Annotated in this window: 16 protein-coding genes; 13 read left to right on the top strand and 3 right to left on the bottom strand. The window is 48.5% G+C overall.

Translation table 11 applies throughout. From position 1 onward, the window contains the following. Positions 1-655: 655 nt before the first annotated feature. Genes Q320_RS17960 through Q320_RS17950 form a run of 4 tightly spaced genes read left to right on the top strand, consistent with a single transcriptional unit; the run spans position 656 to position 7,888 of the window. Positions 656-2,107 carry an ATP-binding protein gene (locus tag Q320_RS17960; RefSeq protein ID WP_051534362.1) on the top strand — a complete coding sequence of 484 codons (1,452 nt, stop codon included), beginning with the start codon at positions 656-658 and terminating at the stop codon, positions 2,105-2,107. After that, complete coding sequence (locus Q320_RS17955; protein ID WP_027467511.1) at positions 2,097-4,874, top strand: Z1 domain-containing protein; 2,778 nt, start codon at positions 2,097-2,099, stop codon at positions 4,872-4,874. Before Q320_RS17960 ends, Q320_RS17955 begins: the two co-directional genes overlap by 11 nt. Continuing rightward, on the top strand, positions 4,861-5,832 hold the full coding sequence (locus Q320_RS0101345; RefSeq protein ID WP_027467510.1) for a PD-(D/E)XK motif protein: 972 nt from the start codon (positions 4,861-4,863) through the stop codon (positions 5,830-5,832). The genes Q320_RS17955 and Q320_RS0101345 overlap by 14 nt, the downstream gene beginning before the upstream one ends. Continuing rightward, a complete protein-coding gene (locus Q320_RS17950) occupies positions 5,825-7,888 on the top strand; it encodes an AIPR family protein (protein WP_051534361.1) in 2,064 nt (687 codons plus the stop codon). The genes Q320_RS0101345 and Q320_RS17950 overlap by 8 nt, the downstream gene beginning before the upstream one ends. 232 nt (positions 7,889-8,120) lie before the next feature. Here Q320_RS17950 and Q320_RS0101335 read toward each other — a convergent pair whose 3' ends face one another. Both Q320_RS0101335 and radC read right to left on the bottom strand, forming a co-directional pair. Beyond that, positions 8,121-9,692, bottom strand: coding sequence for a DNA cytosine methyltransferase (locus Q320_RS0101335; RefSeq protein ID WP_027467509.1), 1,572 nt, complete (start codon positions 9,690-9,692; stop codon positions 8,121-8,123). A gap of 568 nt (positions 9,693-10,260) precedes the next feature. Beyond that, complete coding sequence (gene radC, locus Q320_RS17945; RefSeq protein ID WP_084282249.1) at positions 10,261-10,821, bottom strand: RadC family protein; 561 nt, start codon at positions 10,819-10,821, stop codon at positions 10,261-10,263. Between the two features lie 50 nt (positions 10,822-10,871). Here radC and coaBC point away from each other — a divergent pair, with 50 nt between their 5' ends. Next, a complete protein-coding gene (coaBC, locus tag Q320_RS0101325) occupies positions 10,872-12,065 on the top strand; it encodes a bifunctional phosphopantothenoylcysteine decarboxylase/phosphopantothenate--cysteine ligase CoaBC (protein ID WP_027467508.1) in 1,194 nt (397 codons plus the stop codon). Between the two features lie 43 nt (positions 12,066-12,108). Then, complete coding sequence (gene dut / locus Q320_RS0101320) at positions 12,109-12,558, top strand: dUTP diphosphatase (RefSeq protein WP_027467507.1); 450 nt, start codon at positions 12,109-12,111, stop codon at positions 12,556-12,558. A gap of 107 nt (positions 12,559-12,665) precedes the next feature. On the opposite strand, the gene Q320_RS0101315 is transcribed toward dut, so the two are convergent. Beyond that, positions 12,666-13,343 carry an HAD family hydrolase gene (locus Q320_RS0101315; RefSeq protein WP_027467506.1) on the bottom strand — a complete coding sequence of 226 codons (678 nt, stop codon included), beginning with the start codon at positions 13,341-13,343 and terminating at the stop codon, positions 12,666-12,668. A gap of 56 nt (positions 13,344-13,399) precedes the next feature. Here Q320_RS0101315 and Q320_RS0101310 point away from each other — a divergent pair, with 56 nt between their 5' ends. The 7 genes from Q320_RS0101310 to Q320_RS0101280 all read left to right on the top strand — a co-directional run bounded on the left by Q320_RS0101310 (position 13,400) and on the right by Q320_RS0101280 (position 23,711). Continuing rightward, positions 13,400-13,807 carry a YchJ family protein gene (locus Q320_RS0101310; protein ID WP_027467505.1) on the top strand — a complete coding sequence of 136 codons (408 nt, stop codon included), beginning with the start codon at positions 13,400-13,402 and terminating at the stop codon, positions 13,805-13,807. Then, the gene (locus Q320_RS0101305; RefSeq protein ID WP_035851638.1) at positions 13,807-15,126 is read left to right on the top strand and encodes a leucine-rich repeat-containing protein kinase family protein; all 1,320 of its coding nucleotides are present in this window, start codon (positions 13,807-13,809) and stop codon (positions 15,124-15,126) included. Before Q320_RS0101310 ends, Q320_RS0101305 begins: the two co-directional genes overlap by 1 nt. 118 nt (positions 15,127-15,244) lie before the next feature. Beyond that, positions 15,245-15,889 carry a TetR/AcrR family transcriptional regulator gene (locus Q320_RS0101300; RefSeq protein WP_027467503.1) on the top strand — a complete coding sequence of 215 codons (645 nt, stop codon included), beginning with the start codon at positions 15,245-15,247 and terminating at the stop codon, positions 15,887-15,889. Between the two features lie 19 nt (positions 15,890-15,908). Further along, entirely contained in the window at positions 15,909-18,365 is a 2,457-nt protein-coding gene (locus Q320_RS0101295; protein WP_027467502.1) for an acyl-CoA dehydrogenase, read from the top strand. A 199-nt stretch (positions 18,366-18,564) separates the two neighbouring features. Next, positions 18,565-19,881 (top strand): OmpP1/FadL family transporter, encoded by a 1,317-nt coding sequence (locus Q320_RS0101290; RefSeq protein ID WP_027467501.1) that lies wholly within the window; start codon positions 18,565-18,567, stop codon positions 19,879-19,881. 65 nt (positions 19,882-19,946) lie between these two features. Further along, positions 19,947-22,343, top strand: a complete 2,397-nt coding sequence (locus Q320_RS0101285; protein WP_035851635.1) for a 3-hydroxyacyl-CoA dehydrogenase/enoyl-CoA hydratase family protein — start codon at positions 19,947-19,949, stop codon at positions 22,341-22,343. A gap of 165 nt (positions 22,344-22,508) precedes the next feature. Beyond that, the gene (locus Q320_RS0101280; protein WP_027467499.1) at positions 22,509-23,711 is read left to right on the top strand and encodes an acetyl-CoA C-acyltransferase; all 1,203 of its coding nucleotides are present in this window, start codon (positions 22,509-22,511) and stop codon (positions 23,709-23,711) included. The last annotated feature ends 77 nt before the right edge of the window (positions 23,712-23,788 follow it).

The raw sequence follows: 23,788 nt of genomic DNA, 5'->3' as shown, positions 1-23,788 counted from the left end.
GGTGCCTGTGTGGTTTGTTTGGATTACTCAGAATCCTACGTCAATAAACTCTTACAAATCAAGTGTGAGTTATTGTTTTTCATGAAAGCACGCCACGGTATGTGGCTGCTTCTCAGTACTGACTGTGCTGTACATGATATGCGAAGCTCTTCGCGCATGGCATTAAGGCAGCGCACATACTTGTTGCTATGGCGGGTGAGTCTTGATCTGTGTAAGGAATTTAGCTTGCGGTTCTTGCCCAATTTGCGTTTGCATCTTGGATGTAAAAGTTGCCATTTATTACGATAGCTACTTGGTTCTTGTTTCAATAATTTCTGCTGGCTGCAGGTCTGCTGTACCAGTTCCTGCTTCGTGCAATTGGCGCTACTTCATAATCAGCAAGCTATTTGCCGGTTATTTGATTCGATCTGCCACTTAGAGTGCCGGGTACTTATGTAATAATGTCATGAAAAATGTTTATGGTGTTAGGTTGGCTTTTTTATTGATTACAATTGTCCTCGCACAAGCACAAGATTGGACGTGGTTGTCGGTCAGCTCAATATCTTCCGACACTTGGCGCTTGATAGCGTAGTTGAGCAAGTGGACTAGGCATGACTTCGAATTGGTTAGAGAAAGAAAATTGCGAATTTTAAATCCTCCCAGCGCATCCGCGCTAATGACTACGGCACGCAGTTTCGGCAACTATGATCTAGCCGCTGCATTGGCTGATTTGGTTGACAACAGTATTCAAGCGAACGCGAGAAACGTTTGGGTGAAGTTTGATCCCGTGGATAACGATGTCATCGTTCGCATATGTGATGATGGGAGGGGGATGTCTAAAAATGTGCTCATCGATGCAATGAAGCCTGCGAGCAGAAACCCTAAAGAAAGACGAGACTCTCTTGATCTGGGCCGTTTCGGCTGGGGGCTGAAATCAGCTTCGCTTTCCCAGGCTCGTGTGTTGACCGTTGTTTCTTGGAATGATGCTGGTATTAATGCGGCTCGATGGGACATTGATAACATCGATGACTGGTACATGGATATGTTTCATGACGCGGATGCTCTTGATTTCCTAGAATCGGAACCTCTGACTTCAACTGGAACAGAGGTTATCTGGACGTATTGCGATCGACTTTATGATATTGGACTGGATGCAACGCTCGATGAGCGCTTAAACGAAAAAATATCGCATGCTAGGTCGCAGCTATCATTGATTTTTCACCGGTATTTGTCAGGTGAAGGTGGTAGACAATTGTCGATCCATATCCAAGGTATTTCTCTTGCTCCGTCGGATCCTTTTATGATCGCCCATCCTGCAACTCAGTCACTCGATGGTGAGCGGATTCAAATCAAGGAGGGGGAGTATATCCAAGTTAAGCCTTATGTTATACCGCACTTTTCAAAACTTACTGTTCATGAACAAATGGCGCTTGGAGGCGAAGAGGGTTTAGTTCGTAATCAAGGGTTTTACGTTTACAGAAACATGCGGCTAATCATTCACGGAACTTGGTTCCGACTCGTACCTCATGGTGAACTATCACAACTGACACGTGTTCGAATTGACCTTCCAAACAGTCTGGATGATGAGTGGAAAATCACGCTAGACAAGTCTGATGCTCAGCTTCCGGTCACGCTGCGTAAGCGTCTAAGAGAGATAGTTAAAAATTTCTCCAAACGGTCTGTTGGTGTTCACCGCCGAAAGGGCGTCGATCTAAATACTATAGACAAGTCACCGGTCTGGAAGCGGAATGCTCACAATGGTCGAATTCGCTACTTGATTAATCGTGATCATCCGATCATCCGTGAAATCTTGGCTGACGCTGGCAATCCATTTGTGGTGAGTGAAGCAATCAGGTTACTTGAAGCGTGCGTACCGATTGACGTGATTCAAAACGATTTGGTGGCAAATTCAGAAACGGTTGTTCAAGCTATAACCGATCCAGGCGAGTTTGATTCGCTAATACACGCTTGCATGCTTGCTTATCTGAGGCAAGCAGACGGAAAACCAACCCTTAGCCAGTTTCTCGCATTTGCCAAACAGATTGAGCCATTTTCTGAGCAGTGGAGGTACGCTGAAAGTACTATCACTGACAAAATTTTAAAGGATTGGAGTTTTAATGATGAGTAGGGATCCCAATAAATTCAAGGCAATGCTTTCATTTGTACGTGTAAGTATCGAGGGAGAGCTAAATGGACGAACTGTTGTGCAACCCGGATATCTCTCGGATGCCGTCACTCGCTTTGGTCATTTCTTTAATCTTTCTCCAGATCAGCATGAACGTTTGGTAAAACATCTAGAAACAATTTTTGGCACCAGACAGGAAGATGGTCATCTACTCCGAGGCGACTTCAAGGAGTGGTATCCCGCCGAGAAGGGGGCAATCGACTTTTACTACTGGCGTAGATTGGAAAAGTACTGGAAGGATCACTCCATCCTTCCTGTTGATGTGATTAGATCTGTAGATGACGTGACCGATGAGATTCTCGGATATCTTGGTAACCCAAGGGACAAAAACGGCTGGAATCGCCGGCGAGGATTGGTCATGGGGCACGTCCAGATGGGAAAAACAACCAACTACTCTGCTTTGGTGTCGAAGGCTGCAGATGCCGGCTATCGTATTATTGTCATTCTTGCGGGACAGACAAATTCGCTTAGATACCAGACGCAAGTTCGCCTAGATAAGACTTTTGTGGGCAAATCATCAATCAGTGATGCCACTCATACCAAGGTCTATGATGTTGCCCGAGTTTTCGTAGGTGAAAAAGACGGCTACACAATACATCACCCTTACTGTGGAACATCTCAGTTGTCTGATTTCAACATGGCCTCTGCAAACACGACTGGTGCGCATGAGGGTAATTTTGCGGATCCGATCCTGTTTGTTACGAAAAAGCACCCCAAAGTGTTGGAGCGCCTTACTCAGTGGCTAACGGGCCTGCGTCAAGATGAAAAGTTGGATGGACCTATGTTGCTCATCGATGATGAAGCTGACAATGCGAGCATCAACACCAATGAGAAACGAAAGCAGGCTACTACCATTAATCAGAATATAAGAGCGCTGCTGCATACATGCAAGCAATCTACATATGTTGGCTATACCGCTACACCGTTTGCCAATATCTTTATCGATCCTGATACGACGGACAATTGGAGGCGCGAAGATCTTTTTCCTGCGGACTTCATCAAATCACTAGACCCTCCAGACAATTATGTCGGAGCTAGAAGACTGTTCCCGGAGGATGGTGATCTCCATGAGGTTTGTATCAGGACCATTCCTGATGACTATGCTGATCTACTTCCCCTCAAACATCCGACAGGCTGGTTGGTTGCAGCGCTTCCTAAAAGTCTAAGTAATGCAGTTTTGGAATACATCTTAGTTCGATCTATCCGAATAGCCCGTGGTGAAGGTGATAGCCACTCAGCGATGCTGGTCAATGTGAGTCGATTCAATGCTGTTCAGGCGCAGGTGCGCGAGCTCATCGATAGCCTGCTATTCGATATGCAGTCTGCGATCGAGAGCTGGTCGATGGCTAACTGGAAAAAATCAGATTCAATGCAGCAGTTAAAGTGCGTTTGGGATGAGGAGTATGAAGGTACGGTCGAGTTTGACTGGGATTCGATTCGTCCTTTTCTCAAGGATTCTATCTCTTCTATCAAAACCAGGTTGGTTAACATGAAAGGTAGCGGGATTGATTACGAGAGCGCTCCATCCACTGGCTTGCACTTTATCGGCATTGGAGGTCTAGCACTGGCTCGTGGACTTACGCTGGAAGGTCTTCTTATTTCCTATGTTTTGCGTAACGTCGGAGCATCGGATACGCTACTTCAAATGGGGCGATGGTTTGGATATCGCCTTGGATTCGAGAATATTTGTCGTATCCATGTAACTCCTAATCTGATTGGAGATTTTCAGGAGGTGAGTGATTCGGTTGAAGAGTTACGCGCAGATTTTCAGCGTATGGCACTTCTTGGTAAGACGCCATTTGAGTTTGGTCTTAAAGTCCGCCAAAGTCCGACCGGTATTGCAATCACAGCTGCGAATAAGATGCGGAGTGCGACAGAAATTACTTTGGCAGAGGATTTTTCCTCCCGTCACATCCAAGCCTATTCCTTGTATGACAGCAAGGAAGCCAACGATCAAAACCTAGCCGCCGTTGATGAGTTTCTCAAACGTTTGATAGGGGTTGGAACATCGGCAGATACTACAAGCGCGAGAGTATGGACACATGTTCCAGCAGCCGAAATACTACGCCTGTTGACGAATGTGCAGCTCCCACAGACTGAGTTCAACGCATTTGATGCCGGAGGTGTCAGCCTAATCGGAGCTTATATCGAAGACCGAGCAGGAAGCGAATTGAAGGAATGGGATGTGGCATTGCCCTTCGTCACCCAAAAGCCAAATGGGCAATCACTCCCATTCCCTTACCCAAAGGAAGGCAGTAGCCCTATTTATTGCAGAACACGAGGCAGTGGCCTACGGGACGGTCGGTTAGTAAAAGTAACATCGAAAAATGCTGTGGCCTTTGGCGCTGATGATATGGCGTATGGCGAAGACAGGGATGAACTCGATCATAAGGCACAAGAGATCAAACGTAATCAGTTGGAGAGCGGAGTCGAGCTACAGTCAGAGGCTATCCGGTATGCAATGTCTCGTACAAGGCCGCTTTTAGTGGTTCATCTTCTGAATTTCCGGCTTGCATCCAAGGATTCGATAGACGAGGAGCTTAAGTTCGGTAGTGAGATGCCTGTCGTAACTTTCAGCCTCGTTGTGCCGGGAACAAATATCCCCTGCAAGGAAAGACGATACCAAGCATCACAACGTTTGATTCAGCTGTTGGCCGAAAGGCGAGAGGCTGCAGAGACGGATGAGGAGCTTACTGATGAATATGAATGAGTTCGAGTCGAAATGGGCCGAGTTGGCAAGTGGAGGCCATTCAGCAGGAAGATTCCGCGTCTACCCAGATCATACGCTCAATTTCTATGTTCAATATTCCTTGGCGGGGTATCGCGAAGTCGTGATTGACGTGCTCGGTGAAGACATGCAGCCGTTTGAACTGCCGGCGTTCAGAAATATTGAGTTGGTTTCCCTGAAGACAGACAATGGTATCCGTATAGGCATGACATTGCTTGAAGCAGATCTTGCTAGAAATTTTTCCCTCATGTGCTATGACTTGGCGGAAAGATCTGGAGTGGCATGTTCAGTAGATGCTGCGACTGCCATTTTGCTGAGGGCGTTGGCGAACTGGGCCGAATTATTCAAAAGGCGAGCGAATGATGGGCTTACAAGAGAAGAAGTTCTGGGGCTTATGGGGGAGCTTCTTGTGCTGGAGTCGCTTCTCACCGAATCTGAGATCAATCCTAATACACTAATACTTGGTTGGCGTGGTCCTAATGGAGATACACGAGATATTGGAGTTAACGGTACAAGAGTCGAGGTTAAAGCACAGCTATCAACAGGTGCTTTGAAACTGCGTATCTCATCCCTTACGCAGCTGGATGACTGTGGTGATCGGGTTTTTGTCGCACTAATGCGAGTCTCGCCTTCTGAGAAGGGTCGCTCACTGCTGACGATTGTCGAGGATATCAAGGAGCTGCTTATAGGGCGTCCTCTGGCTGGGCTGGAGTTTGAACGAAAGATTGCCCTTTCCGGAATGACCGTCGACTCCAACCAATGCTTAGAGGAATACGCCCTTGATGATCGAATTGTTTACTCTGTCACAGGCAGCTTCCCAAGGTTGACCCCTGCAAATGTGCCGCTAGGGATTGCCGCAGTTCAGTATGAAATTGCTGGGCCTTCTCTGGATGCATGCCGTACGGATTGGGCAGTACTACTTGGAGCGGTTGATGGTTGATTTCTCAGAGAGCTATCAAGAATTAGCTAACGAGATCACCATCGGTAGTATTGCTGATGGCGAGCTTAAGGTTACCGAGTTTTTCCGCATCTTTGCACAACTCGCCGCGGAGAATGGCGACTGCCCCGACCTTGACTATACACCCGTCCTTAATGAATCTGGTTCCGGTTATCGCGTTGATGGGTATGCTTTTGATTTGCCAGAGGGGACAGATGATCCGGCCGGAGAGCTTTATCTTGCCGTATGCGTCCATTACCAAGAAGAATACCTTCCGGTAGTTAATGCTCGCGACGTTGACTTGGCCGTATCACAAGTGGAACGATTCCTTAAGGCTATTCATTCAGCAAAAACCCTTGAGGCAATGGAAGAGTCTAGTCATGCATATAGGTTGGCAATCCAGATTCGCCAATATAAACCTAGGCTCGCTCGTATTCGTGTACTGATGTTCACTAATGGCCACCTCAAGACACGCAGGAAAATGTTTGATACTCGAATTTTTGGCGATCTCCCGATCCAGATTAATGTTCTTGATATTGAGCGATACGAACGTATTTCACGAAGTGGTTCTGATCCAGTCGAGGTGGAATTTAAGGAAGACTTCGAGGGAGCAATATCTTGCTTGCCCGCATCTATGGGAAGTACAGGTTTTAGTAGTTACATATTCGCGATGCAAGGACCTGTACTTGCTAAGATATTTGCTACTTATGGTAGTCGACTACTTGAACAGAACGTTCGCACCTATCTTCAGGCCAAGACAAGCGTAAACAAAGGGATTCTTAAAACAATTCAAGAGTGCCCATCCATGTTTTTTGCCTACAACAATGGTATTACTGGTACTGCTTCATCTGTTGTAACGGAACGCCTGCCTGACGGTGCACTAGGAATTGCAAGCATCAGGGATTTTCAGATCGTTAACGGTGGGCAGACTACTGCATCAATTTTATACGCTCGAGATGCTATGAAGTGTAATCTTGACGAAGTCTACGTGCAGGTAAAGCTCTCGGTGATCGGAGAAGAGCGACTTGGTGAAGTTGTTCCAAAGATCTCCGAGTACGCTAATACCCAGAATAAGGTATCGCTTGCAGACTTGGCATCAAACAGCCCAGTTCAGATACGTATAGAACGTCTTTCAAAGGAAATATCGACTCCTCAACGTGCCGGTGAGTTGCATGTGACAAGATGGTTTTATGAACGAGCACGAGGTCAGTACAGAAATTTGTTTGCTTATAAGAGTGCAGCAATTCGCAGTCGCATTGAAACTGAATATCCCAAGAACCAACTTTTGGTTAAAACGGACCTAGCAAAGTATGAGCTTGCTTTTAATGGGCGGCCACACCATGTCTCTGAAGGGGAGCAGAAATGCTTTCAGCGCTATGTCACGTCTGTACTGGTAGGTTATGGAGACGGGATTGATCTGAATGAATTTTGGTTTAAATGCGTTGTAGCTAAAGCCATCGTATTCCGCTCACTTGATAAAGAAATCGCACAGTCAGAATGGTACAAGGCTGCAAAGGGCCTAAAGGCTCAAACTGTTGCCTATTCAGTTGCAGCTGTCGCGCAGGCCTTTCGCGTTGGAGAAATGCAAATCGATCTGATGCGTATATGGCGTGATCAGACGGTGCCTAAGGTATTGACTGACTGGATGCTTGGTTGGGCATCAAGAATTCATAAGATACTCAATGATCCACCTGGGATGGTCAAAAATCCTTCTGAGTTTGCAAAAAAAGAGTTCTGCTGGACGCTGTATATTCTCCCTCTTGTCGAAGCTCCTCCTGAAAAAATATGCGATTATGGTGTTTCACTAAGTGAGTTTGGTGAGGAAGTTGGCCGTGGACGCAAAGAGGAAAGAAAAAATCGCAAACTGGATTTTGATGTCGCTATAGCAAATTTGGTGCCTAAGGCTGCCGAATTGAGACGGATAGCTACAGGCAAGAATTTGTTGTCGAACAACAATTCAAGAGCCTTGGAAAAGCTGCAAGCTGGCCGGATTACTTTGACTCGAGCAGAAAAAAATTCACTCATTGCGCTGCTTGAAAGACTAGAAGTTGCTTTTTAAATAATTATCAATAATAGATTTCTCAAATTAATAAACTGAAGGTGTAGTTTCACAAATTCAAAATTAAAAGACGATTCTGCTTAAACATAATTCTCGTATACATTTAATTATTATGTCAGATGGAATTACCGACCTTCATGGATTACTGTATATGGTAGCTTTTGATAAATCAGTCGTTAGGGGGGGAGACTCTCTCTCTTGTGGGGGGCAAATTCTGCTTGCATTGATAATGTCAGTCCATCAGTGGCCTATGCAGTACAGCGTAAACAATATCTGCAATCTGGCTCGCTAAAAAAGACGGAACAGCATTCCCAACCTGATGATATTGTTGTGTTCTGTTGCCTTGGAAAAAATAGTCATCTGGAAAAGTCTGTAAGCGTGCGGCCTCACGCACAGTAAGACTGCGACATTGCCGCGGATCATAGTGAATGAAGTAATGACCATCCTTGGCGATGTGGCTAGTTATAGTGGTTGATGGTCGACCTTCCAGCTGTACACGGAAGCGATCCGCAAATTTCCCACTCTCCCAGTTCTCATGATCAGGAGCCAGCCCTTTAAGGGCAAAATCTTTATACCCTTTAGGTGAGGCTCCAGTTGCCCTCGCAAAAGAAGCAGCATAAACATAGCGTCTCAGATCGCTTTCCATGTGTCCACGTGCTTCGTGGTTCAAAATGTTACGCAGCTTCTTAGTGGTGCCTTGAGTTGTGTACCAAGCAGAAAGGTCTTCGGGACAATACTTAGGCGGCTGATACTCACTTGGGATCTTGCCAAGGCTGATAGGAAAGCGGGCGTTAGTTACGACGTTATCCAGTACATCTGCAACGCAATCCAAACTGTGCTTTTTGAGGCGAGCTTGTGTTGCTAAATCATGGCAATGTTTCAAAAGAAGTGACTTCCAGCGCTCAGGAGAGTCTTCTCCCTTCGAAATCCGGCTGCGAAGTGGGGGTAAATCGTTAATGGCTTCAATAACGGAAACTTGACCTTTCTCATGAAGAACAGGTGGGCTCCAGCCAGGGCCTTTAACATTGCCGATATCCTCACGAATCCCCAGGAGGATCACGCGATGTCTAGCCTGCGGTACTCCGTACTTCTCGGCATGTACGATGAACTTTCGAGCATCAAGCGTAGCAGGGTTATCGCCCTGCATAAAGCAGGTGTCTGTCACCAGTGAATGAATCTGATATCCGCAGCCCGATAGATCCTTGAGAATACTGTGAAAAATAAGCTGACTACCAATCTTTGAAGATAGGATCCCTTTAACATTTTCCATGACAAAAACGTGCGGCTTGTTTTCGGCGATGATTCGCAGATATTCCTTATAAAGGAAGTGGCGATGATCATCCTCTGCCTTGTAGTCTGCCTTGCCTTTGTTACGCGCACGTCCAACTAGGGAGTAGGCTTGGCATGGAGGCCCACCAATTAATACCCAGGGCACGTCAGAGCTTATCTTATTGGATTTGATCGCTTGGTCTAACTTGGCATTGCTTTCCGCTTCGCCCAATGTCAGTTGCATAGCCTCTTCACAGGCTTCAGCCCACGCTGCTTTTGTTTGTTCATCCCAGTGCGGGAGAGCTGTGTTGTCAATGGGTGGCTTTTCACCATTACATATAGCAAAGTAGGGCGCAAGGGCATCTTCACCAAGCCGTTTAAGACACCGATAGAAAGCGCGTAGACGCAGCGTGGCATGTGCAGATGATTCCATCTCGGCCGAGACGCTGATACGAAATGCAGGATGAGATGAGAAACCTTCTCCAAGACCACCGGGGCCTGCAAAAAGGTCTACAATTTTTATGATTTGTTCCACGAACCTCGCCTATTTCAATTTCTTTCTTTGGGATTATGCCAGGATACCAGGAATGGCTGATATCGTCGACCCTGTTACGTGCTGGCGAAAAAATCCTTTGATGGAAGTTAACGGTCCGAGGTTGAGATCAGGGTTTGTTGTGGGTTGTAGTAGAGCTGAAAGCTGGCGATGGCATTTATCGTGATGCTCATAAAATATTACTAGATTTGATGCACCGTCTCAAAAATCAATGGACTCATGAGAAATACTGGGTCTTGTAATCTTAATTTATTCTTCGCATTGATATTCAGCGCAACAATCGAACGGGAAGTAGGTTGGCTCATTGCTGCACTTTTCTTGAAAAATACTCTACGCCCAGTTGGCCAAAAAATAGCCATAGCCGTCAATCAGAGTTGTTAGAGTTTATGACTAATAACTGCCCTATAAATCGAGAAAAGTGGATAATATCGAAAAGAGAATGGCGCTTTACAGATACAGCTCCTCATTGCAGGGGGTGAAGTAAAAAAGTTAATGCAACACTTCTATATGCAACATCGAATCGCAAATAATTTGCTTTTAACTAGAGGAATCAGTGCCTCTCCCTGAATGCAACGTCGTACTTGACGATATAACCTGCGACGATCAGCGCGGCGGCGTTGTGTTCGATTGCGCGGCGTGCCAATTCGCGTGGATAAACGCGCGTTTCCGCCAAAGTGCCTTTAAATAGTGTTTCAGCAGCAATCAGTTTGTAGCTGCTATCTAAAAACAGCGCATGAAATTCTTCGGATTTAAGCCCGCGCAAGCGTAGTTGCAGAAAGTCTTTGACTGCGGCGGGATTGGTAAAGGAATCGCGTTCTTTGAGTTGTTCGAGCAAGGCGCGGCGGCTCATTTCAAGTACCGATTGCAATTGCGCGTATTTGGCGTCACCGATGCCATTAATGCATTCAAAATCACTGAGCTTGGCGTGAAATAGTGCTTGCAGTGAGCCAAAATGCTGCAATAAATCACGCGCTAAGTCGACCGCACTTTTGCCGGTAATGCCGACGCGCAGAAAAATTGCCAATAGTTCGGCATCGCTCAGCGCGGCGGCGCCGTTTTGCAGTAATTTTTCTCGGGGGCGAGAATCTGCGGGCCAATCGGTGATGGACATCGGCGTTTCTTGTTAAACTTGGATCATTCGCTATAGCAGAGGCTTACGTCGTGAGTCATAAAAAAATTGTATTGGGTGTTACTGGCGGTATTGCCGCGTATAAATCGGCTGAATTAACACGGTTGTTGGTGAAGGCGGGCTATCAAGTGCATGTCGTGATGACCGAAGCGGCAACTCATTTTGTCGGCGCGGTGACGTTTCAGGCTTTGTCGGGTCATCCGGTGTTTGTCGATCAATGGGATGCGCGAATGCCCAACAATATGGCGCATATTGATTTGACGCGCGGCGCGATGGCGGTGCTGGTTGCACCCGCGTCGGCGGATTTTTTGGCTAAAATTGCACACGGGCATTGCAATGATTTGTTGACGACTTTGGTGGCTGCGCGAACCTGTCCGCTGATTGTCGCGCCAGCAATGAATAAACAAATGTGGGAGAACCCCGCCAATCAGCGCAATGTGGCGCAATTGACCAGTGATGGCGTCGTGATTTTAGGGCCTGGCTCAGGTGAGCAAGCTTGCGGCGAAGTGGGTGATGGCCGGATGCTCGAAGCCGAACATATTTTCGAGTTCTTTGAAGCGGGTTTGCAACCCAAATTATTGCTTGGCCGCACCGTGTTATTAACAGCTGGCCCGACGTTTGAACGAATTGATGCTGTGCGTGGTATTACCAATACCAGCTCTGGGAAAATGGGCTACGCAATTGCGCGCGCCGCGTATGAAGCGGGCGCTGAAGTGATTTTGATTTCGGGTGAGACCGCTTTGGCGACACCTGTGGGTTCGCGGCGCATTAATGTGCAAAGCGCACAGCAAATGCTTAATGCCGTAGAAGATGAAATCGCGGCTGCGGATATTTTTGTCGGTGTGGCTGCGGTGTCGGACTATTATGTGCTCAATCCTTCCGAGCAAAAAATCAAGAAAGATGCGCATATTTTGACTTTGGAGTTGGGGCCGAATCCGGATATTTTGGCCAATATTACCGCCAAACCCAATCCGCCATTTTGTGTCGGCTTTGCTGCTGAATCTGAAAATCTACTTGAATACGCCGAAGCTAAACGCAAACGCAAAAAACTGCCTTTGCTGGCAGCGAACTTAGTGCAGCAAGCGATGGGGCAAAATGATAACGAGCTGGTATTGCTCGACGACAGCGGTGAGACGCGTTTGGCGCGCGCGCCAAAAATTGATATTGCCCGCAAACTGATCGCGCATATTGCGCGTTTATATGATGCCGAGCAGGCCGCGAAGTAGTAATCCCACTTTGCACCTTAAATCCACTCATTGAGGAAAGACCATGACCACCATTGATGTAAAAATTTTAGATGATCGTTTAAAAGACAATCTGCCCGCTTACGCAACAGCAGGGGCCGCAGGTTTGGATCTGCGCGCGTGTGTGGATTCACCTGTTGACTTAGCACCGGGCGCTACGACCTTGGTGCCAACGGGCATGGCGCTGCATTTGGGTGATGCTGGTTTGGCGGCGATGATTTTGCCGCGTTCAGGCTTGGGGCATAAACACGGCATCGTGCTGGGTAATTTGGTGGGCCTGATTGATTCCGATTACCAAGGGCAGATTTTTGTGTCGGTATGGAATCGCGGTAACACCAGTTTTACGATCCAACCTTTAGAGCGCATCGCGCAATTGGTCATTGTGCCAGTGGTGCAGGTTGGCTTTAATATTGTTGAAGAATTTGCCGAGAGTGATCGCGGTGAAGGTGGTTTTGGTAGTACAGGTAAGCATTAATCTATGGGTATATCTTTCTAGGCCTTTATCAATAAATCCTACATTGATATACCTGTTGATGTGGCTGCTTTGATTAAAATCGCGCACTGCACAGCAGGCGCGATTTTTTATGCCAGTTCAGATTCTAAGATTTGTTTGGCTTGATGTAGTGACTCGACGATTTCAAGCTTTAGCGCTTGCGTCTCTGCGCTGGCTGGGCGCAAATCGGGCACCATGATGACGCGGCAGCCTGCGGCGTGCCCCGCTTGCGCGCCAAAATTCGAGTCTTCAAATACGATGCAATCAGCAGCATTCACATTCAATTTTGCAATGACTTTCAGATAAATATCGGGCGCAGGTTTTGGGTGCGTGATTTCATCGCCGCACACGGCAAATTGAAAGTAATGCAATAGATTAGTTAGCTCAAGATGGTGAATCGCAATGCTGCGGCGCGTTGATGTGGCCACTGCGCAAGGGATTTGTTGTTTTTGCAGAAAATCGAGTAGTTCAATCACGCCAGGGCGTAGCGCTATCGCCGTTTGGCTGCGCTCTAGATAAATTTTATGCGTGCGACTGCGCAGTGCTGCGACTGGAAACTGCTCGCCGAGTTCCAAGCGTAAGTAGTCCTCCGTTTTTGAAGAGTGCATACCTATCATGCCCAGTGGCACGTGTTCGCTGATACTGTGGCCAAGCTCTTGCGCCGCATCGTGCCAGCAGCTTAGCGACATACGCTCGCTATCAATGAGTAAGCCATCCATATCAAAAATGGCGGCAGTAATTTTTGCTGGAGTTGAGTTGATTTTCATTGCCTTATTTGCGATTTGTTTCAACAATACGCCAGTTTACTCGCCTTGAAGCTCAAATGACTGCCAAAAATACCTTTTCCGCCGTCGCGCCTTGCCCTTGCGGTCGCGCTACAACGTATGAACTCTGCTGCGGCGTGTACCATGCGGGAATCGCCGCACCGACGCCAGAAAGCCTGATGCGCTCGCGCTATAGCGCCTATGTTTTGGGCTTGGCTGACTATTTGCAAGCGACGTGGCATCCCAGTACGCGTGCTGCTGAACTGGATTTGTCAGCCGATGCTGGTGTGAAGTGGCTGGGTTTGAAAGTTGATTTTGCTATAGAGACGGGCGAGGACGGTAATGAAGGCGAAGTGCATTTTGTTGCGCGCTACAAAGTGGGCGGCAAAGCGCATCGTTTAAGCGAACATAGCCGCTTTGTGCGTGAAAACGGACGCTGGTTTTACGTCGATGGTGATGTGGCGTGATGCAGGGTAAGGACACACTGGCGCGGCTTCGAAATGGCGAATTGGCTGGCATCAAACGCTTAGATTTGTCTTGCGGCTTGACTGAGTTCCCGTGCGAGATTTTTGCTTTAGCTGATAGTTTGGAAATTCTCAATTTATCGGGTAATCGGCTTTCCAGCCTGCCCGATGATTTGTGGCGTTTGCATCAAATGCAGATTATTTTCTGCTCGGACAATTTATTTACGCAGCTACCCGTCGTGCTTGGAAATTGCGCTGCGTTGACGATGATCGGCTTTAAAGCTAATCAAATTGTGGATGTTCCAGCAGAGTCTATACCGAAATCCTTGCGCTGGTTGGTACTGACCGATAATCAAATTGGCGAATTGCCTGCGAGTATTGGCGCTTGCGCAGGATTGCAAAAATTGATGTTGGCTGGCAATCAATTAACATCATTACCAGCAGAAATGGCGGCTTGTCAGCAGCTCGAATTAATTCGCTTGGCTGCCAATCAATTGCATGGCTTGCCGGAGTGGCTGTTGAAATTGCCGAAGTTGTCGTGGCTGGCCTTGGGTGGCAACCCTTTAAATAAAGGCTTTGAGTCGGATCGTGCTGTTGGTAATGAAGGTGTGCAGATTGCATGGTCGGATTTAGAAGTTGGTGAGCTATTGGGTGAGGGCGCTTCAGGAACGATTTATCGCGCGCAGCATACGCAGCCATCGGGCATTAATAACGTAGCACTAAAATTATTCAAAGGCGAGGTGACCAGTGATGGTTTGCCACAAACTGAAATGGCCGTTTGTCGCGCGGCGGGCTCGCACGCGAATTTAATTGGTGTGCACGGGCAACTGATTGAGCATCCAGAGCAGATGCAAGGTTTGGTCGTGCCTCTGATTGAGCCGCAATTTACGATTTTGGCGCAGCCGCCGAGTTTGACGAGCTGTACGCGAGATGTTTATGCGCAAACGCTCGTTCTTGAATTCGCTACGGCGCTGAGTATTGCTCGTAGTATCGCAAGTGCGGCGCTGCATTTGCATCAGCAAGGTATTTTGCATGGTGATCTGTATGCGCACAATATTTTGCACGATGTGGCAGGTCATGCGTATTTGGGTGATTTTGGTGCGGCTTCTTTCTATGCTCAGACTGCGCCGCAGGCTGAATTAGAAAAAATTGAGGTGCGTGCATTTGGCGTGTTGCTGGCCGAATTGCTTGAGCGTATTAAGTGGTGTGGTGATGAGGCAAAAGATCAACTGCAGGATCTCGCCGCGCAATGTTGCCAAGTGCATGTTTTGCAGCGCCCACGCTTTGTGGAAGTTTTGCATCGTTTAGATGCGCTGTTGTAGAAAATAATAAGTAAATTCCCTAGATTAGTGCTTCCTACTTGACTTATGTAGTGACAAGATTTAACTTTCAAACAGTCGTTTGAAATTGACGTAAATCAAGTTATTACAGGGGTAGGGCATGGAAACGGGGAAAGCCTTAGAAACATCGCAGCGCATTTTAGATGCGGCAGAGCTGCTGTTTGTAGAGCATGGTTTTGCCGGCACCTCGATGCGGCAAATTACCAGCTCGGCGAGCGTCAATATCGCGGCGGTGAATTATTATTTTGGCTCCAAAGATGGTTTGTTCCAAGCTGTGTTTGAGCGTCGCGCCGAACCGTTTGCACAACTGTCTATTCGTAAAATCGACGAACTCACTGCTGCAAAAAACGACTATTCCGCCATCGAAGTGGCGCAGGCTTTTATGACTGCCGCGATGGAAATGGGTAGTAATCCAGAATATGGCGGCTTGGTGTTCGTTAAATTACTGGCTCGCAGCTATGTTGAGCCTAATCCCGCCCTTAAAGAAAAACTCCCGCAACGTTATGGCGAACTCACCCGCAAGTATTTGGCGGCGCTAGCGCATGCCTTGCCGCATTTATCGACCGCAGAAATCAATTGGCGTTTCCATTTTATGACCAGTGCAATGTTTAACGCATTTGCTGGCAATAACGTGATGCGCCTCTTTATGACGCAACCTGTAGTGAACGCCCGTGATCCGCAATTGGTGGCGGACATGCTATTGCCATTTATCGCTGCGGGGCTCAATAGCCCCGCGGCAGCTTAAGCGTAGGTTGGAGAACATCATGTCTATTTTTATTTGTATTATTGCCATTGTCGTTTTATTGGGTGCGCTAGCGTATTCGCGCGCGCCACTGTGGTGGAGTTCTTTATTGCTCTTGGTTGGTGCTGCTTTTGCCGTATTTCAGCAGGGCGCGAATCCGATCTGGGCAGGTATCTTATTGGCGGTATTAATAGTATTGAATCTCAAGCCAATACGTCGGATTGTATTGACTGGGCCTTTGTTTGGCGTGTTTCGCAAAATCACGCCTGCGATGTCGCAAACTGAACAAGAAGCAGTCGATGCCGGTACGGTGTGGTGGGATAGAGATTTGTTCTCGGGCAAGCCTGACTTTGCCAAATTGCATCAATACAACGCACCAAAACTCAGCGCTGAAGAAGAAGCATTTTTAAACGGCCCGACCGAAACTCTGTGCGCGATGCTCAATGATTGGGAAATCACGCAAAAAACCAAAGATCTGCCACCCGAAGCGTGGGATTTCATTAAGAAAAACGGCTTTTTGGGTCTGATCATTAAAAAAGAATTCGGTGGTAAAGAATTCAGCAACTACGCCCACGCTCGTGTAGTGACTAAGATCGCAACGCGCTCAGGTTCGGCTGCAGTGACAGTGATGGTGCCGAACTCACTCGGCCCGGGCGAGTTATTGCAGCATTACGGCACAGCAGAGCAAAAGAATTACTACTTGCCGCGACTCGCTATCGGCGAAGAAATCCCTTGTTTTGCACTAACCAGCCCAGAGGCCGGATCGGACGCGGGCGGGATTCCTGACTTTGGTATCGTGACGCGTGGCAGCTATACCGATCCGCGTACTGGCGTGTTTTACGACAATGTGCTCGGCATTCGCCTGACTTGGGAAAAACGCTATATCACCTTAGGGCCAGTGGCGACGATTTTAGGTCTGGCCTTCAAGCTGTACGATCCTGAGCAATTACTCGGTGATAAAGAAGACATCGGTATTACTTGTGCCCTGATTCCAACGACGCACGAAGGTGTTGAAATTGGCCGCCGTCATTATCCAGGTACCAGCGCATTCCAGAATGGCCCGAACTGGGGTAAAGACGTGTTTATCCCGATGGATTGGGTGATTGGCGGGCAGGATTTCGTCGGCAAAGGCTGGAAAATGCTGGTCGAATGTCTGTCAGTGGGTCGCTGTATTTCCTTGCCAGCGATGTCGGTTGCGACGGGTATGTTGGCGTCGTATACCACCGGTGCGTATGCACGGATTCGTAGCCAGTTTGGTCTGTCGATTGGCCGCTTTGAAGGCGTGGATGAGGCACTAGGTCGGATCGGTGGCTACACCTATCAAATGGATGCCGCGCAACGCCTTGCTTTGACTGCGCTGGATTCGGGTGAAAAACCATCGGTGATTTCTGGGATTTTGAAATACCACAATACCGAAAAAATGCGCAAAACGCTGAACGATGCAATGGATGTGCATGGTGGTAAAGCAGTATGTATTGGCCCGCGTAACTATCTGGCTCTGGGCTACCACGCAATACCCGTTGCTATTACAGTAGAAGGCGCTAATATTCTAACGCGCAGCATGATTATTTTTGGCCAAGGCGCGATTCGCAGCCATCCATTTGTATTGCGTGAACTCAAAGCGGCGATGAGTAAAGATTTGGTGGCATTTGATGATGCAGTCATGGGGCACATCGGTTTTGCCATCTCAAATATGGTGCGCTCAATCTGGCTAGGTTTGACAGGTGCACGTTTTGTTGTTGCGCCTGTTGATGGGCCAACGGCACAAAATTACCGCGATATCGTGCGTTTTTCATCGGCTTTTGCTTTCTTAGCCGACATGGGAATGGCGACCTTGGGCGGTAGCTTGAAATTTAAAGAGAAATTATCCGCTCGCTTGGGCGATATGTTGTCGAACCTGTATATCGCAACGGCAGCATTGAAGAAATTCCATGATGATGGCCAGCCTAAAGAAGACCGTCCACTGGTGCGTTGGGCAGTAGAAACGGCGCTGTATGACTGTCAAGAAGCGATGCACGGCTTTTTAGCCAATCATCCGAATCGGGCAATTGCATGGTTTGCGCGCCGCGTGGTGTTTCCTTGCGGCATGACTTTGGCGCAGCCTGCAGATCGCGTGGGAACACGAATTGCGCGTAATTTGATGGAGCCATCGGCATCGCGCGATCGTTTGGTGCAATTTATGTACCGCTCGCCAGATGAGACTGATTCGGTCGGCGTGCTTGAACATGCACTTAAAGCGGTGATTGCAACGGAAGGTATTGAAAGCAAACTGCGCCGTGCGCAGCGCGAAGGTCAGCTTAAATCGATCACTGCTAAAGCACGTTTACAAGAAGCTTTATCTTTGGGCTTGATTACGACTGACGAGCACGCAGAAATCGTGCGGGCGCGTCGCTTGAAACGCGAAGTCATTATGGTCGACGATTTTGATGCACATTTAGAAAATGCTGATGTAGATGCAATTCATCGGAGCATTGTTTAGCTTGTAAAGCAAAAGTTTTGGCCTAAGGCCACCCAGTCTTGCTGCGTTGTCTCGTCTTGCCGTACTGACTGTACTGCCTGCGACTTCGACGCCTTGGTATACAAGGTGGCCTTGGGCCAAAACTTTTGCACTAGTTAGTTTTAAAGTTGGCCCTAGAGTTGACTTGTACCCTCATGCAGTACACCTTGGAGAAACAAATATGAAACAGCTTGTGAGTTCGTTGAAAGTAATTGGCGCGAGTGGCTTGCTCTTGAGTTCGGCTTCAGTGCTGGCGTCGGGCTACCATTTTGGTACGCAAAGTGCCAGTAATCAGGGTGTGGCCAATTCAGGTGCGGCCGAAGTCATGGATGCATCGACGATCTTTTATAACCCCGCCGGTATGAGTCGCCTTGAAGGTACGCAAGTGAGTGGCGTATTGAATGTGATTATGCCGGATGGTGAATACAGCAATATCAAATCAACAACGGCAACGGGTAAAACGATTACCGGCGGTAATGGCGGTAATTTTGGTGCCACGACAGCGGTACCGCATATGTACGGTACGTATCAGATCAATGAAAAAACCACCGTTGGTTTAGGTCTTTTTGTGCCGTTTGGTTCGCATACCGATTACGAAAACGACTGGGTTGGCCGTTATCAAACACTAGAAAGCGAAATTAAAACCATTAATTTAAACCCGTCGATTTCATACAAAGTGAATGACATGGTGGCTTTGGGTGCTGGGTTTAGTATGCAATACATCGAAGGTACGCTATCGAAAGCCTTGGATTTAGGAGCGGCTGCTAATCCAGCGCTGTCGGGTAATAAGGCGTACGACGGTAAGTCTGAAGTGACGGGTGATGATATTGGCTACGGCTATAACCTCGGTGCCTTGTTCACACTTAGCGAAAGCACTCGCGTTGGTATGGCCTACCGCTCAAAAATCCGCCACACCTTAGAAGGCGATTTGAAGTTTACCGTGCCAGCGGCATTACAACCGACTGCTATTGGTAAAAGCTTGAAAGACACATCGGCCAAGTTGAATGTGGAAACGCCAGAATCATTCTCGCTCAATGGCTTCCACCAATTCACGCCAGAATGGGCAATGACCGCTGATTACACTTGGACAGGGCATTCGCGCTTTGATGAAATTCGGATCAAAGCTGATGGCCGTACTGATTCAGTGACCGTAACGAACTGGCGTGATACGAATCGCTATTCAGTGGGTGCGATTTATACACCGAATGCATCTTGGGTTTTGCGTGCGGGTTTAGCTTACGATCAATCGCCTGAAAGCAATGATGCTGAACGCATCGCCAGTATTCCCGATAGCGATCGGATCTGGTACGCCTTGGGTGCGCGTTACAACATCAATAAAAATAGCTCAATCGATCTGGCGGCCATTTATGTACAGCTAAAAGACTCGACGATCAATCGCAAGCCGCTTGATGCCAGCGAAAAAGCCGCCGGTAGCATCAATGGTAACTACAGCGTTGATTCCATCACTTTGGGTATGCAGTACAACCATCGCTTTTGATTGCGTGTGGTGCTGAGCGGTGATGAGTCTTGCCGCGCGCACCACACCGAATTGAGGAAATATTTATGACTTTTTCTGCAACTAGCCCAATTCGCCGCGTTGCGGTGTTGGGTGCGGGTGTGATGGGCGCGCAAATCGCTGCGCATCTGTCAAACGCGGGTATTGATACGGTATTGTTTGATTTGCCGGCGGCGGAGGGGAATCCCAATGCGATTGCACTCAAAGCACTCGATAATTTAAAAAAACTCAAACCAGCGCCGCTGATGTCGGCGGGTCGCGTCGATGGTATTACGCCGGCCAATTACGGTACAGATTTAGCGCTATTGGCTGATTGCGATTTGGTGATTGAAGCGATTGCTGAACGACTAGATTGGAAAGCCGATCTCTACGCCAAAATCGCGCCACATCTCGCGCCGCATGCGATTCTCGCGAGCAATACTTCGGGTTTATCCATTGAAAAACTCGCTGCCAGCGTGCCGACTGAGCTGCAATCTCGTTTCTGCGGGATTCATTTCTTTAATCCGCCGCGCTATATGTATCTGGTTGAACTCATTGCTACTCAAGGTTGCCAAGCTGATACCCTCGATGCGCTGGAAACTTTCCTGACCTTGCGTTTGGGTAAAGGTGTGGTTCGCGCCAAAGATACGCCGAATTTTATTGCTAATCGCATCGGCGTATTTTCGATGTTGGCAACGATTCGCCACGCGGAAACTTTTGGCATTCGTTTTGACGTGGTTGATGATTTAACCGGCCCGAAACTGGGTCGCCCAAAATCAGCAACTTTCCGCACTGCCGATGTGGTGGGTCTGGATACTTTTGCGCACGTCGTGAAAACCATGACCGACACGCTAGGCGATGATCCGTGGCATGATTTATTTCAAACGCCAGAATGGCTCAATCGCCTGATCGCGGCGGGTGCTTTGGGGCAGAAAACGCGCCAAGGTATTTTTAAGAAAGTCGGCAAAGACGTGCTGATGCTCGATCCAGCTAGTGGTGAATATGTCGCAGGCGGTCAAAAAGCATCGGATGAAGTGAAAGCCTTGCTGAAAAACCCAGATGCAGCGGCCAAAATCGCTGCGCTACGTGCTTCTGAGCATCCTGAGGCGCAATTTATCTGGGCTTGCTTGCGCGATGTATGGCATTACATCGCTGTACAGCTCGAACACATTGCTGACAATGCGCGTGATGTGGATTTTGCGATTCGTTGGGGTTTTGGTTGGGAGCAAGGTCCGTTTGAAATGTGGCAGGCTGCGGGTTGGCAGGCTGTTGCGGCGGCGATTAATGAAGACATCGCCGCAGGCAAAACACTGTCGAGCACGCCATTGCCAGCTTGGGTCATAGCGCGCGATGGCGTGCATACGCCGCAAGGCTCGTTCAGCGCGGCGACATCGCTCTTGGTTGGTCGCTCGAACTTGCCTGTGTATGAACGACAATTCTATCCGCCAACGGTTTTGGGCGAAGCTGAAGCTGATTTTGGCGAAACTTTGTTTGAAAACGATAGCGTACGGATGTGGTTGCCGCCTGCCAGTGTGGGTGCGTCAGCCAATGATATTCCTGTACTCAGTTTTAAAACCAAAGCGCATTGCGTGGGTGCCAATGTATTGGCCGGTATCCAAGCGTCTATCAAGATTGCAGAGCAATACCACCCTGGTTTGGTAATTTGGCATTCGACCGCACCATTCTCAGTCGGTGCGGATTTGATGAGCATGGGCCCAGCGTTTATGACTGGCGACTTTGCTGCGATTGAGCACATGGTGGCTGAGTTTCAAAACACCTCGCAAGCGATTAAATACGCCAAAGTGCCCGTGGTTGGCGCTGCGCAAGGTTATGCCTTTGGTGGTGGTTGCGAATTCTTGATGCACTGCGCTCGCGTTGTCGCGCACGTTGAAACTTATATCGGTTTGGTTGAAGTGGGTGTTGGCCTCTTGCCAGCGGGTGGTGGTTGTAAAGAATTCGCACTGCGCGCTTCGCGTTTGGCGCGTAACGGCAATATTTTAGAAGTGTTGAAAGACTATTACCTGGCGATGGCCATGGCCAAAGTGGGCACTAGCGCGGAAGAAGGTCAGCAAATCGGCTATTTGAAAGAATCTGACGTCATCGTGATGAATGCCAATGAGCTGCTGTATGTGGCGCAAGCCCAAGTACGTGCAATGGCGGCCAGCGGATACCGTGCGCCAGTACGGCCTAAGGCCTTTGCCGTAGCAGGGCGTTCAGGCGCAGCAACGATTCGTGCGCAACTGGTCAATATGCTGGAAGGCGGCTTTATTTCGAAATACGACTTCCATATCGGCGTGCAGATCGCCGAGATTGTTTGCGGTGGCGATGTGGATGCAGGCACTTTGGTGAACGAGGAATGGATACTCAAACTAGAGCGTGAACGCTTTATGGGCTTGCTGAAAAAAGGCAAAACCCAAGAGCGCATCATGCACATGATTGAGTTCAACAAGCCTTTGCGTAACTAAATAAAAACCAATGGGTCCACGAAAGTCACGAAAAGCACGAAAATAAGCTTTACAGCTTGGGGCGTAAGTAACAATGAATTAGTCATGGCTAAGAAGTTGGTTTATTTCGTGCCTTTCGTGTTTTTCGTGGACTAGGCTTTTTCAAAAAAAGTTCAGGAGCTCAAAATGAGCAAACAGATTCAAGAAGCTTATATCGTCGCCGCTGTGCGAACGCCAGTCGGTAAAGCGCCGCGTGGCATGTTGAAAGGCATGCGGCCAGATGATTTATTGGCGCATGTACTCCGCGCCGCGATGGCACAAGTGCCGTCGCTGGATCCGGCTTTAGTGTCGGATGTCGTGGCAGGTTGCGCGATGCCTGAGGGCGAGCAGGGCATGAATGTGGCGCGGATAGGCGCGCTGCTGGCAGGGCTACCCAATACGGTGGGCGGCATTACGATTAATCGTTTTTGCTCATCGGGGATTAATGCCGTGTCGTTGGCGGCGGACAAAATCCGCTTGGGCGAAGCCGATGTGATGATTGCTGCGGGTACGGAATCGATGTCGATGGTGCCGATGGGCGGCAATAAGTTGTCTCTCGGCGCGAGTATTTACGAGACGGACGAAAACGTTGCGATTGCCTACGGCATGGGTTTAACGGCAGAAAAAGTTGCGCAGCAATGGCAAGTGAGCCGTGAAGACCAAGACGCGTTTGCGGTTGAATCGCATCGCCGCGCTTTGGCTGCCACAGCCGCAGGCAAGTTTACTGCTGAAATCGCACCGCTGGACGTGACTTACCGCATTCCAAACTTGGCAACGGGTGAGGTTGAACTCGTCAGCAAAACGCTGTTGCAGGATGAAGGCCCACGTGCGGATACCAGTGCAGACGGTTTGGCGAAGCTGAAAACGGTATTTGCCGCTAAGGGTAGTGTCACTGCTGGCAATAGCTCGCAAATGTCTGATGGCGCAGCGGCTTTGATTTTGGTTTCAGAGAAAATCCTTAAAGAATTTAATCTGGTGCCATTGGCCAAATACGTGACTTTTGCCGTCAAAGGCGTTCCGCCTGAAATTATGGGTATTGGTCCGAAAGAAGCGATTCCGGCGGCGCTGAAACAAGCCGGTTTGAATTTGTCGGATCTGGCGTGGATTGAGCTAAACGAAGCCTTTGCTGCGCAAGCGTTGGCGGTGAGTCGTGATTTGAGTTTGGATATGAGCATTGTGAATCCACATGGCGGTGCGATTGCTTTAGGGCATCCGCTGGGCGCAACCGGCGCGATTCGTGCAGCAACGGCGATTCATGGTCTGCGCGGCCAAGGTAAATCAGGCTACGCGATGGTGACGATGTGCATCGGCACAGGCATGGGCGCGGCAGGGATTTTGCAGGTTTTGTAGTCTCACTAAGTAGTAAAGCAAAAGTTCCCTTGCATCGTTGTCTCGCCTTGTCGTACTAAAGTACTGTCTGCGGCGTC

It is taken from the genome of Deefgea rivuli DSM 18356 (genome assembly GCF_000620145.1).
GTDB classification, from domain to species: Bacteria; Pseudomonadota; Gammaproteobacteria; order Burkholderiales; family Chitinibacteraceae; genus Deefgea; species Deefgea rivuli.
This window is presented reverse-complemented; position numbering and strand designations above follow the sequence as displayed.